General features: G+C 67.4%; 9 protein-coding genes. 5 read left to right on the top strand and 4 right to left on the bottom strand.

Annotation, left to right across the window (positions count from 1 at the left end; genetic code table 11):
• Window positions 1–706 precede the first annotated feature (706 nt).
• Window positions 707–832, bottom strand: a complete 126-nt coding sequence (locus WBL05_RS04855) for a hypothetical protein (protein WP_424224120.1) — start codon at window positions 830–832, stop codon at window positions 707–709.
• A gap of 613 nt (window positions 833–1445) precedes the next feature.
• On the opposite strand from WBL05_RS04855, the gene WBL05_RS04850 reads away from it, so the two are divergent.
• Both WBL05_RS04850 and WBL05_RS04845 read left to right on the top strand, forming a co-directional pair.
• A complete protein-coding gene (locus WBL05_RS04850) occupies window positions 1446–4847 on the top strand; it encodes a hypothetical protein (protein ID WP_424224119.1) in 3402 nt (1133 codons plus the stop codon).
• A 144-nt stretch (window positions 4848–4991) separates the two neighbouring features.
• On the top strand, window positions 4992–6005 hold the full coding sequence (locus WBL05_RS04845) for a LacI family DNA-binding transcriptional regulator (protein WP_424224117.1): 1014 nt from the start codon (window positions 4992–4994) through the stop codon (window positions 6003–6005).
• A 12-nt stretch (window positions 6006–6017) separates the two neighbouring features.
• Here WBL05_RS04845 and WBL05_RS04840 read toward each other — a convergent pair whose 3' ends face one another.
• Genes WBL05_RS04840 through WBL05_RS04830 form a run of 3 tightly spaced genes read right to left on the bottom strand, consistent with a single transcriptional unit; the run spans window position 6018 to window position 7955 of the window.
• Window positions 6018–6635 carry an energy-coupling factor transporter transmembrane component T family protein gene (locus WBL05_RS04840; RefSeq protein WP_424224115.1) on the bottom strand — a complete coding sequence of 206 codons (618 nt, stop codon included), beginning with the start codon at window positions 6633–6635 and terminating at the stop codon, window positions 6018–6020.
• 1 nt (window position 6636) lies between these two features.
• Window positions 6637–7329, bottom strand: coding sequence for an energy-coupling factor ABC transporter ATP-binding protein (locus WBL05_RS04835; RefSeq protein ID WP_424224113.1), 693 nt, complete (start codon window positions 7327–7329; stop codon window positions 6637–6639).
• Entirely contained in the window at window positions 7326–7955 is a 630-nt protein-coding gene (locus WBL05_RS04830; RefSeq protein WP_424224111.1) for a biotin transporter BioY, read from the bottom strand. Before WBL05_RS04830 ends, WBL05_RS04835 begins: the two co-directional genes overlap by 4 nt.
• Window positions 7956–9008: 1053 nt before the next feature.
• Here WBL05_RS04830 and WBL05_RS04825 point away from each other — a divergent pair.
• The 3 genes from WBL05_RS04825 to cydD all read left to right on the top strand — a co-directional run.
• Window positions 9009–10514, top strand: coding sequence for a cytochrome ubiquinol oxidase subunit I (locus tag WBL05_RS04825; protein ID WP_424224110.1), 1506 nt, complete (start codon window positions 9009–9011; stop codon window positions 10512–10514).
• Between the two features lie 16 nt (window positions 10515–10530).
• The gene (gene cydB, locus WBL05_RS04820; protein ID WP_424224109.1) at window positions 10531–11613 is read left to right on the top strand and encodes a cytochrome d ubiquinol oxidase subunit II; all 1083 of its coding nucleotides are present in this window, start codon (window positions 10531–10533) and stop codon (window positions 11611–11613) included.
• 2 nt (window positions 11614–11615) lie between these two features.
• Window positions 11616–13057 (top strand): thiol reductant ABC exporter subunit CydD (cydD, locus tag WBL05_RS04815; protein ID WP_424224107.1); only part of this gene is annotated, 1442 nt, incomplete at its 3' end.

Here is a 13057-nt window from a genome sequence, read left to right as displayed (position 1 = left end):
ACGGGCTCATCGAACTCCACCGCCGCATCGCCCGCGGCTTCCGCAACCGAGACAACTACCGGCTACGCATGCTCCTCATCGGCGGCGGACTCACCCCGCCACCCCCACCGGAAGTGTGAAGAGCCCCATTTCCGGAGATCCCGGCCAGCACCGGCGGATCGCGTCAGGCGGCACTCCGCACCCAGCCGTGCCCATGCACGTTCTCAAGCCGTCTTGTGGGCTGCTCACCGATCAAGGCCGGCGCCGCGCCCACGCCGCCGGTGACCACCAAGGCGTCCCGCGTCACAAGGCATCCCGCGCACTGTTCAACCCCAGGGCCGCACAATGACCGCGAAAAGCCGCTCAGACGGGCCCTCCCAAGGTCGGGCACCAAAAGGGCGGACGAGGGGGTCCAGCAAAGGTGGGCGAAACCGCCAGCGAAAAGACAGAGAAAAAGGCCCATCCCACACCGATGTGGAGATGAAGCCCCATTTCCCACTTATTCAGTTACTTGGCGATCAGTCGGCCGTTGTCGTACTTCCTAGTCCTTGGGACGCCAGGTCGCGGACGGCACGGTATGTGCGCTCGACCCCGCGACGGACGTGCTTGTACAGCGTGATCTCCGGAGTCGGGTCCGGAGCCGCCATGTATCGATCAGCCAGATCAGTCAAAAAGTTGATCATCATCACTCCTTCTTCCGGGTTGGCGGGCAACCGAGTGACGAGCGTTAGAGGTACCACATTCGCGACTCGTACTCGACATGCTCATTGACGTGGTCCAGGTAGCGGTCAAGCAGCTCCTGCATCTTGCGCAACATTCCGATCACCTCCTTTCTCTGTTCGAATGCGTCCATCTCGTACAACAAACGCTATTCGGAAAGATTCCGGCGGACGAAGATCTTGGCAACTAGTTGCCGTATACCTTGGCAAGCCGGTTGGCATGCGCCTTGTCCAGTCGCCTCGCCCGGCTGTCGCTGCTGATCAAGCAGGGCGCCACCCCCTCCAGGCGGTCGCCCGCAGCTGGTGGCCGACAGCGTCAACATGCTGCACACCACGCGCTGTGGACGACGCTGTGCACAACCGCGCACTGCCTGTGGCTGGCTGCGAGCCGATGTGGATGGCCCGGTGGACGGCATAATTACAACTGCGTAGTTAGGCACTCCGGGTTGTGGAGATCCCGAAACCGGTCAAAACTACTGGTACGGCATGAAAGCCACTGGGCACAGTGTGGTCTCGCGGGCGGGGACGAACCCGTCGCGCCGGTTGGGTGGCGGATTGGCGGAGGCCCAGCAAGTGCCCGGACGACCGGAATCGTCACGCTTCTTCGGTCGCATGGCCCCGACGTGGAACATCGTCGGGGCCTTACCAATTTCCCCAACTGCAACAATCCTGGCAACTCTGCCGGTTTGGAGGGCGGAAGTGGCCACCGCCCTACCCGAAGCACAGCCGATCTGGAAAACTGACGCCATGGTCTCCGACACCTTGAACGCCGCGATCAACCTCCGTTTGGCTCTCCTCGAGCTGCCCTTCACCGAAGGTCCCGACGGTGAGATCGGACTGGCTGAGCCGCTGCTGGCCAGGCAGCGTGAACTGTCCCGCCGGCTGTCCGATCGGCTCTGTCCCGCAGACCAGCGGATTCAGGACTTCCTTGATGACTACCTCGCCGATACCAGCGTGCAACCGCAACTGCCGCACCAGACCCTCATCCTCGATCAACCAGGGCTAGCCCGCGGCTTGAGCCTGCCGTCCGACGGCGACGAGTTCCACTCGCCACTGCTGTCCAGCTACCGGCTCGCCAATGGCGTCCTGCACAACCCCGCCAAGGACCGCCGCACCACTGCCGGTGTCTTCCACATCGCCCAGGGCGGGTTGCCGATCGCCGACGACAAGGTCGCCGTCCGCAAGGACGTCTTCGCCCGGATGCTGGCGCTGGCCCTCAAGCCGCCGCGGCAGGACATGCTGCTGCCGTACACCGCCAACCAGCCGAACCCGGCCGCCTGCTGGGTGTCGTTGCTGCTGCGTCCCCTCGTGGTGCCCGCGGTGCCCGGCCGCGGCCCCGCCAAGACCATGGAAACCCGCTTCCTCGTCCCCGGTGGCCTGGTCTGCAACCTTGACTTCGTCGAAGGCATCTTCGGCAACGCCGGCGACCCACAACTGCCCGAGAACGACGCAGCTCTCGACCCCAACGGCTGGTCGGGCCACACCGGCTGCGTGATCCTCGCCTGCCACCTGACCAGCGTCACCAAGAAGAGCCTCGGCCTGCCGCACTGGGATGACGCCACCGAGCGGGAGCGCCGCGACGGCCAGTGCTGGCAGCAGGAGGACGAGCTGTACAACGGCGGACAGGCGTTCAAGCTGTGCGCCCGCGACGAGCGCGGCGTGATGGTCACGATCATCGCCGACAACTACTTCGGCTACTGCAAGAAGGAGGTGAAGACTCAGCTCTCCTACGCCGCCAACCTGCTCGGCGCCGCCGAGGAGGAGCACGCCGGCGGGGCGCTGGTCTTCCCCACCTACAACACCGGTCAGGAGTTCCTCGACAAGTACACCCCGGCCGACTACACCATCGCCGACGTGCTGGCCCGAGATCCCGACCGCTGGGACCCGCAGCCGGAGGGTTACGCGCTGGACCGGAGATACTCGCACATCGTGCTGGTGCCCGGCGGGGCGACCTACTCGATGCGTGACCAGACGATCACCTGGACCAACCCCGATGGCGAGACCCAGACGATCAAGCTGCGCACCGGCAAGGTCTACATCACTCCCAGCGGCTACCGGGTCTACGCCAAGCACCGCGAGGCCGACCAGACCCAGTGGCACCTGATCGGGGTCTCCCCCGTCTCCACCGAGTGCCACAAGCCGGCCACCGTGTCCGGCGGCGGCAAGTCCGAGATCAGCAAGTCGCTGTCGGACGCGTTCGTCTTCGGCAACGCCTACTCGGCGGATTTCGAGGACGACATGCGGCACGTGCAGCGGCTGCTCGACTCCGACTTCTCCGACCGGTTCGCCGACCCCGAACTCAACGGCAAGGACCGGCGTCCGATCATGTCGCCTCGCCGCAGCCTCGGCTCGGTGATCAAGCTGCTCACCCCGAGCAGCGCCTACAACGACGACTACAACCACTTCCTGCGCTCGATCCCGGGTCATGTGAAGGAGTTGCTGTTCACTGTCAAGCGGTTCTACAAGCCTGAATGGGGTGACGACTGGCGCAGCCACTTCAGCGTCGGCATCATGAACGGCCGGCCGGGGAACGCGCTGCGGCTGGACGGCGAGAAGATCATCGCCAACCAGTTGCGCGTCGGGTTTCAGCCGGACGGCTCGTGGCGGTTGTTCAGCCTTCGTCCCGACTTCAGCCCGGCCCTGAAGGTGCAGACCGAGGACGACATCACCGCGTCCACGGTCACCCCGCCGCTCGAGGTGGCGCCCGAAGGCTTCGGCAACAAGGAGGGCCTGCCCCGCAAGTTCGTCCGCAACTGCGAGCAACTGCTCTTCCAGCGCCCCGACGACGCCATCCACCGCGGCTACGACAAGCAGGCGGAGTTCGACCTGTCCCAGCCAGGCACCTTTATCTCCAACTTCGAGCCGCTGACCCACGAGGCGGCCCGCGAGCTGATGGAGAACGCGCAGGCGTTCAGCGAGTACACCGAGTCGATGAAGAACCTGATTCGGCGGGTGGCTGGCATGGCCGACGACGAGTCGCCCAAGTACTGGATCGCCTCCGACCAGCCGCGCATCGTCGACGGCAAGCGCTCCAAGAACCCGCGCTATCTGCAGATCCGCCCCGACAAGGCCAACCCGGACGCCACCGCGGCGGCCGACCTGGCCAGCAAGCTGGTTCGCAAGTTGCCCAGCGACGCGTTCGCCCCGCTCTCGGTGGACGTCGTCGCGGCCGGCCGCCGGAACAACCCGCCGGAGAACGGGGTGCCGCCGCTGTGCGTGTACAACCCGCTGCACTGCATGGAACTGCCCGAGCTGTTCATGGAGTTCATCAGCTCGATGACCGGCAAGTCGCCGTCCACCACTGGTGCCGGCAGTGAGGGCGCCCTCACCAAGGGCCCGTTCAACGCCCTGCTGCCGATCGTCGACCTGAACAACAACTTCCTCGCGTACGCGCTGACCGGCTACGACGGCTGGCTCAGTTCGGCCGGCTACATCGGTCCCAAGGTCCGGGTCGACCATGACATCTCGATGCTGGTGCCCGAGACGTTCAGCCGGATGACCCCGGAGGAGCGCAGCAAGGAGGCGCTGGTCGCCGGCGGCTACCTGGAGAAGCTGGAGGACTACGAGTTCGAGGGCCGCAAGGTGCTCGCCTCGCGGCTTGGCTACCGGATGAACGAGCGGTTCGCCACCACCTACTTCGGCCGCATCTTCCTGCACCCCGACGTCGTCTTCACCGAGGAGATGCTGCGTCCCGAACTGCAGGACGAGGCGGTCTTCGCCGAGTCGATGGACGTCATCGTCGCCACCCACCAGCGGGTGGCCCAGGCGTACTTCGACGACGGCGGGATCGAGTTGGCGGTGCCCCCGCTGAAGGGTCTGCTGGAGATCATGACCTCCGGCAAGACCGCCGAGGGCTGGACGCTCAGCAGTCCCGAGTTCCGGCAGCTGTTCACCCGCGAGTCGGTGCTGGCCAGCGACTGGTACGCCGCCCGGCTCGACGCCAAGTGCGACCAGGACATGGCCCACCAGCGCCGCGGTCTGGACAAGCTGCGCGAGTTCGCATCCGCCGAGGGCAACCGCCGGGTGGCCAACAGGTTGAACCTCGACCTGCGGATCGCCGACGCCGAGGCCGAACTTGCCCGGATGAGCGACCCCAAGTACCGGCAGAGCCTGGTCGGCACCATCGGCCGGCAGACGACGTTCGCCTGACCACAACGCCCAACACGATCGACCGGCTGCCCACGGGTGGCCGGCCGATCCGGTCTGGTTGGCGACAGATCGGGGGCTGGCCGGTCCGGTCTGGTTGGCGGACACCTCGGGTGATCGTTCATTTACGGTGATGTACTACCCTCCATGGAACCGCGAGCACCCCGCGTCGGGATCAAGGACGTCGCCAAGGCGGCAGGTGTCTCAGTCGGTACAGTGTCGCACGTCCTGAATCGGCCCGAGATGGTCTCCGAGCGGCGACGCGCCGCGGTGCTGACTGCGATCGAGGAGTTGGGTTATGTCCCCAACCATGCGGCCCGACAACTCAAGGCCGGCAGCTCCCGCCTGATCGGCTACCTCTTCCCGAACCCGGGCAACCCCTACTTCGCCGCTCTCAACCAGGGCATCATCCGGGAGGCGGAACGGCTCGACCTGTTCGTCATGTCGGCCACCAGCATGGGTGACTACGAACGGCGCCGGCACTACCTGTCGCTGTTCGAGCAGCAGCGTGCCCGCGGCATCATCGTCTCACCGAAGCACAGCGACGTCTCCGCGGAGCTGGCGGTCAGCCGGCGCGGTACCCCGGTGGTGCTGGCGTCCGCGCCCGACCCGACCGGCAGCCTGTGCTCGGTGGCCTCCGACGACTTCGCCGTCGGCCTGCTGGCCTGCGAGCACCTGTACGAACTGGGCCGCCGAAAGATACTGCTGGTCGCCCCCGGCGGTCAGGTCTCGTCGGAGGAGCGCTGCCGCGGCTTCGAGGAGACCGCCCGGGAGCGAGGCATGGAGGTGCGGCTGGCTCCGGTGGCCGACGCGTCCATCGACGCCGGCTGCCGGATCGCGGAGGGCATCCTCGACGGCCCGGCCGACCAGCGCCCGGACGCCATCTTCTGCACCAGCGACATGCTGGCAATCGGGGTGCTGCAGGTGCTGGTCAGCGACAACCGCCTGCAGGTACCGGCCGACATCGCGGTAATGGGCTGCGACGACCTCGAGTTCTCCGACTCGACGATCATCCCGCTGACCAGCGTCCGGCAGCACGAGGACCGGATGGGCCAGATGGCGGTGCAACTGCTGGAAGAAGAACTCACCGCGCCCGACCACGTGCACTCCAGCGTGCTGATCCCGCCGGTGCTGATGGCCAGGGCGTCCACGCTGGGCTGACACCCCAGCCGATCAGTCGTCGAAGCCGCGAGCGACCAGCGCCTCCCCCATGGCGTCCGCATCGCGCAGCGCCCTGACCAGCAGCGGCACCGCGAACGCGCGCAGGTCGCGCACCGCGCCCCGGGCGATCTGTGCCTCCCGCACCTCGCGGGCCAGCCCGGCGATCACCGGCACGCACCGGATGCCGAGCAGCAGGGTCAGCCCGAGGCGTTCGGCGTCCACCCCGAAGCGCCGCAACGGCCCGGCCGCCCGCACCACCACGTCGATCAGTGCGGTGGTGGGCGTGGTGAGGGTGACCAGCGCCGCCGCCGCGACGAGGGTGGCGATCATCCCGACCACCGCCACCGCACGTTGCCAGTCGCCGAGCCACCAGTTCATCACCGCGGTGAACGCCAGCAACCACCACATCGGACGCAGCTGCCTGGCCAGCACCCCCGGACCCAGACCGGCCACCAGGTAGCCGCAGGTCACCGCGGCGAAGGCGATCAGCACCGTCCACCAGCGCTGCTGCAGCCAGACCGACGCCACGCCGAGCGCGAGCAGGCCGAGCAGCTTCACCGCCGGGGCGGCCCGGTGCAGTGGCGAGCCGCCCGGGCGGTACAGCCCGAGGGTGTTGATGCCGATCGTCATCTCAGCTCATCAGCGCCCGGTAGTGCGCCACCGCTTCGGCCGGCGCCCCGTCGGCGACCAGGCGTCCGGAGTCGAAGACCAGGACCCGGTCGAAATCGTCCAGCAGGTCGAGGTGGTGGGTGGCCAGCACGACGGTCTGCGGCAGTTCGGCGATCACCCGGCCGATCATCCGGGCGTTGCGCAGGTCGAGCAGGGTGGTCGGCTCATCCATGATGATCAACTCCGGCTCGGTGATCAACACCGACGCCAGGGCCAGCAACTGCTTCTGACCACCCGAGAGCAGGTGCGCCGGGTGTTCGCGGTGGCCGTCCAGACCGTAGCGGGCCAGCGCCTGCTCGACGCGCTCGGCGACCTGCGCCCTGGACAGGCCGGACTTGCGCAGCCCGAACGCCACGTCCTCGGCGACGGTGGGCATGATGATCTGGTTGTCGGGGTCGGTGAACAGGAAGCCGGCCTGCTTGCGCACCTTGGCTGCGTCCTTGCCGGTTTCGAGGCCGTTCACCCGCACTGTTCCGCTGCTGGGGATCAGCAGAGCGTTGAGCATCCGCACGAAGGTCGACTTGCCCGACCCGTTGTGGCCGACCACTCCGAGGCGGCGCTCGGCCAGTTCGACGCTGATGTCGTCCAGCACCAGCCGGGCCAGCGGGCCCTGTCCGTAGCGGTGGCTGACGTGGTCGACCTCGATCCGGGTCATCCGGCGTGCGGCCGTGAATCGGCCTGAAAGGCGGCCTGAGGTGAGCGGGCACCCTCCGACTTGCCGCGCCAAGGCAGCAGACCCGGGTAGGCGGTGTGCACCGCCTTGGCGACGAACGCAGCCAGCAGACACTTGATCAGGTCGCCGGGCAGGTAGGGCGCGTTGGCCAGCAGCGCGGCCGTCCAGGTGAGCTTGCCGGTCAGGACCATGCCGGGCAGCCCGATCGCGTAGAGGACCACCATGCCACCGGCGATGTTGACTAGGATCCCCTTCCACAGCGAGTACGGGGCACCAATCCGGTAGGTGAGCCAGCCGACCAGCCCGGCCACCACGGGGTAGCCCAGCAGGAAACCCCAGGTGACGCCGAAGAACACCCCGATGCCACCGCGGCCGCCGGCGAGCAGCGGCAGGCCGAGCGCCACCAGTCCCAGCAGCAGCGCCTGGGAGGCGAACCCGCGGCGTCCACCCAGGATCGCGCCGGCCAGGATGATGCCCAGCGACTGCGCGGTGATCGGGGTCGGGGTGATCGGCAGGTAGATCGGTGGAATGAGGCCAAGGGCCGCGGTGACGCCGGCGAAGACGGCGATCAGTGCCAGGTCGCGGGCGGGGCGGGCCGTGGTTGACATAGCTTCGGGCTCCTCCGGTGGTGGACGCCTCACTCTAACACCGTTCGAGGGGCGGGTCCACTTGGGGCTCGTGCCGTCCCGGGGCGCCGCTAGCCCCGGCAGGCGGCTCGGGGGGTGGTTCACGGCGTTTAGCGCGTCGCCGGGCCCGGCGGTGTAGAGCGTGGGGCGGACCCTCAGTGGTTGGGATCACCGTCCTGATGGCTGGATGGTGCACGCGTGGCCCCTCCGTGGCCGGGATAGTGCACGCCTGGTCCTTTGCGGTACGGGCTGACCGGGCCGATCGTGGCGTCGAGAGGTTGCGGCATGGGGGTGTCCCGGCCTCCTCGGGGACTATCCCGCGCTTGGCGCCGGAGAATGTACGCCGAAGGGGCGCTGGGTGGTCATTATCCGTCCCCTTGGCACGAGAGTGCACGACCGCTGCTGACCCACGCTGATCAGGTCCAAGGTGGCGTCGTCCAAACGACTGGGACGCCGCGGAGGAGCAAGGGCTCGAGGTGGTCGCAGTGGCGGCATGGGCCGCTCCGGGGCCTCGCGTGGGTGGCCGACCCCGTGGCTCCAGGTGGCCTCCTGGGCCGCCCCCGCCCCCGGCGGACGGCCCAGTCCCGCGGCTGCATGATGCACGCTGATGCCCGTGCCCGGGGAGTATTCCGCGCTGGCGCGAGCGAATGCACGCCCCAGCAGCGTCAGGCGTGCACTATCCGTCCCCTCGGCTGGATAGTGCACGGGACGGTTGGGAAAACGATCTGGGCGGTGCTCACCGTGCCCACGGCTGGAGAGTGCACGGGACGGTTGGGAACACGATCTGGGCGGTGCTCACCGTGCCCACGGCTGGACAGTGCACGGGACGGTTGGGGACTTGATCTAGACGGGGCTGGTGCGGCCAAACGCCGGTCAAGATGGGTGCTGACCCCAGGCGTTCCACCCGTCACCCCCGGGTTGGGCACCGGCGATGTGAGCAGGGTCATCGCCTTATACCACCACGCGGTTCAGAGGGAACCCCCGGGGGCGTCAAACCATTCCGGGAACGCTGATCTTGGGTGTAACCTTCCGGCCATGGACGCACAAGTTCTCGCGCGTTGGCAGTTCGGCATCACGACTGTCTACCACTTCTTCTTCGTGCCGATCACGCTCGGGACGGGGTGGCTGGTCGCGGTGATGGAGACCAGGTGGCTGCGCACGAGGGACGTGCAGTGGCTCCGCATGACCCGGTTCTTCGCCAAGCTCTTCCTGATCAACTTCGCTGCGGGGGTGGTCACCGGCATCGTGCAGGAGTTCCAGTTCGGCATGAACTGGTCGGAGTACTCCCGCTTCGTCGGTGACATCTTCGGCGCCCCACTGGCCCTGGAGGCGTTGGTGGCCTTCTTCCTGGAGTCCACCTTCATCGGCATCTGGATCTTCGGTTGGGACCGGCTGTCCGGGCCGGTGCACAACCTGATGATGTACCTGACCGCGCTGGGCGCCACCATCTCGGCCATCTTCATCCTGGCCGCGAACTCGTGGATGCAGAACCCGGTCGGCGCCACCTACAACAACGGACGCGCCGAGCTGAGCGACTTCAGCGCGCTGTTCACCAACCCGTTCTTCATCGCCGCCTTCACCCACCAGATCCCCGCCGCGTTCATGGTCTCTGGTGGCCTGCTGGCCGGCGTCGCCGGGTGGAAGCTGGCCAAGGTGGCCCGCGAGGCCCCCGCGGGCACCGTCCACCCCGACGCCAGCATCTGGCGCAAGACCGCCAAGATGGGCGCCTACGTGCTGCTGGCCGCCTCGGTCGCGGTGATGGGTTCCGGCCACTACCAGGCGCAGGTTGAGGCCCGGTTCCAGCCGATGAAGCTGGCCGCCTCCGAGGGGTTGCTCGACACCACCACAGCCGCCGGCTTTTCGATCGTGGGCATCTACACCCAGGAACGGGACGAGCAGGGCATCACCCGGGTCACCGAGGTGTTCAGCTGGGAGGTGCCGTACGTGCTGTCCATCCTGGCCTTCAACCATCCGATGGCCGAGGTGCAGGGCATCAACGACCTGACCGAGCAGTACCTCACCGACGGCCACCGTGCCGTCGACGGGTCGCGTAACCAGCTCCAGGAGGAGTTCGCCAGCGAGCTGGCGACCCTGTCGGTCGACCCGGTGCCCAACGTGATGGTCAGTTACTGGAGCTTCCGGCTGATGATGGGCCTGGGGTTCGTGTCGATGGGCATCTCGCTACTGATCCTGTGGTTCACCCGCAAGGGCGGGACGCCGCCGTCGAACAAGATCTGGCAGTACCTGATGGGTTCGCTGCCATTCTTCCCGCTGTTCGCCAACTCCTTCGGTTGGATCCTCACCGAGATGGGCCGCCAGCCGTGGATCGTCTACGGCGTCCTGCCGACCTGGACGGCGAACTCGCCGAACGTCAGCTTTGAGGCGGTGCTGACCAGCATGATCGCCTACACGCTGATCTACGGCATCATCGCGGTCATCGTGCTGAACCTCTTCTTCACCTTCATCGGCAAGGGCCTGCCAGACGTCACACCACCAAAGGTGCGAACCGATGACGACAGCCCACTGGCCTTCGCCTACTGATCCAGGGAGCTGAAACATGTCTCACGAGCAGTTGATCTTCATCTGGTTCCTGCTGATCGCGGTGCTCTGGATCGGCTTCTTCTTCCTCGAGGGTTTCGACTTCGGTGTCGCGATGCTCTACCCGGTGATCGGCAAGGACCCGACCGAGCGCCGCGTCATGATCAACACCGTCGGCCCCACCTGGGACGGCAACGAGGTCTGGTTGATCACGGCAGGCGGGGCAATGTTCGCCGCCTTCCCGGGCTGGTACTCGACGTTCTTCAGCGGGCTGTACATACCGCTGCTGCTGGTGCTGCTCGGTCTGATCGTGCGCGGGGTCTCGTTCGAGTACCGGGCGCTCAGACCGGACGACAACTGGCGTGACACCTTCGACTGGGCGGCCACCATCGGTTCGTTCATCGTCTCGCTGGTGCTCGGCATCGCCTTCGCCAACCTGTGGCGCGGCATGCCGGTCGCCGGTGACCCGCCGCACATGACCCAGGGGCTGCTGGAGCTGTTCCACCCGTTCGGACTGCTCGGCGGTGCGGTGACGGTGCTGCTGTTCATGACCCACGGCGCGGTCTTCCTCTGCCTGAAGACCGCAGGCAGCGTCCGCATGAAGGCCAACCGGGTGGTCAAGACGCTCGGCCCAGCGGCCCTGGCCGTGCTGGCCACCTTCGTGGTGATCGGCAACATCGCCTACCCGGCCAGCCAGAACCCGTTCCTCGGTGAGGGCGCCGCAGTGGCGATGTGGATCGTCAGTGCGGTCTCGGTCGCCGCGCTGGGCTACGCCATCCTGATGCACAGCGAGTCTGGCAACCAGGCCCGCGAGAACCAGGCCTTCATCGGCACCGGGGTGTCGATCTTCGCGCTGTTCACCGCGATCTTCATCAAGATGTACGGCACGCTGGGCTTCATCTCGGCCGACGGCACCTTCGACATGGGCGTGGCCGCCAGCTCCCCTTACACCCTGCGGGTGATGAGCATCGCGGCGCTGATCTTCGTCCCGATCGTGCTCGGCTACTCGGTGTGGAGCTACTACGTGTTCCGCAAGCGGATCAGCACCAAGAACATGCCGGTCGACTCCCATGAGCCGGCCCCGGCCACTTCCGAGGGCTGATCTTGGCGGCACCGCTCGACAAGCGACTCCTCCAGCGCGCAACGGCGACCAAGGGTTTCCTGGTCGCCGTTGCGGCGACTGGTGTACTGAACGCCGGCTGCATCATCCTGCAGGCCTGGCTGATCGCGCACGCGGTGGCCGGCGTCTTCGACAACCAGCGACTCGACTTCGACGGACCGCTGCCCAGCTTCGCGTCCTACCTGGTGGCGATTCTCGCCACCTTCACCGTGCGTGGCCTGCTGAGCTGGCTGAACTCCTGGCTGGCGCACCGGGCGTCGGCGGCGGTGAAGTCGACGCTGCGGACCGACCTGATGAGCGCCCGGTTGTCGACACCCAATGATGCGTCCACCTCGTCGGCGGCGCTGATCCACCTGGCCACCCAGGGCCTGGACGCGCTGGACGGCTACTTCGCCAAATACCTGCCGCAGCTGGTGATGGCCGCGTTCATCCCGCTGCTGATGGTCGGGGTGGTGCTCGGTCAGGACTGGATCTCGGCTGCGATCATCGCGGCGACACTGCCGCTGATCCCGTTCTTCATGATCCTGATCGGCATCAGCACCCGCGAGCAGGTCCGCCGCCGCTACAAGGTGCAGACCCGGCTCGCCAACCACTTCGCTGACCTGATCACCGGACTGCCGACCCTGCAGGTCTTCGGCCGGGCCCGCGCCCAGCTCAAGGGCCTCAAGCTCACCGAGGACGCGTCCCGTACCGAGACCATGAAGACGCTGCGCATCGCCTTCCTCAGCGGCGGAGCGCTGGAACTGCTGGCCACCCTGTCGGTCGCGCTGGTGGCGGTGAGCGTCGGCTTCCGGGTGGTCGACTTCCAGCTCGACCTGTTCACCGCTCTGTTCGTCCTGGTGCTGGCCCCCGAGGCCTACATCCCGGTGCGCGCGGTCGGCGTCCACTTTCACGACTCGGCCGACGGCACAGCCGCGGCCGAGGCCGCCCTGACCGTCATCGAGCAGGGTGAGCAGGCCAGGGTCGGCGGCACCGTGGCGCCGCCCGACCTCGCGGTGACGCCGATCGAGTTCGACCACGTCGGGGTGCACTACCCGGGCGCCGAGCAGCCGTCGCTGGCCGACCTGAGCTGCACCATCCGGCCCGGCGACGTCACAGCCCTGGTCGGACGCTCGGGCAGCGGCAAGTCCACCGCCCTGAACGTGCTGATGGGTTTCGTGGCGCCCACCTCCGGCACCGTCCGAGTCGGTGGGCTCGACCTGCAGGACCTCGACATGGAGGCCTGGCGGCGCCAGATCGCGTGGGTCGGGCAGGACCCGGGCATGCTGCGCGGAACCATCGCGTCCAACGTGCGGCTGGGTCACCCGGACGCCACCGACGATCAGGTGCGTGACGCCCTCGACCGGGCCGGCGGCGAGGCGCTGGAGGCGTCCCGCCCGATCGCCGACGACGGCGAGGGCCTGTCGGCTGGTGAGCGGCGCCGGGT

It is taken from the genome of Brooklawnia sp. (assembly GCF_049651565.1).
Lineage (GTDB): Bacteria > Actinomycetota > Actinomycetes > Propionibacteriales > Propionibacteriaceae > Brooklawnia.
The sequence above is the reverse complement of the archived record's forward strand: the minus strand, read 5'-3'. Positions and strand labels throughout refer to the sequence as shown.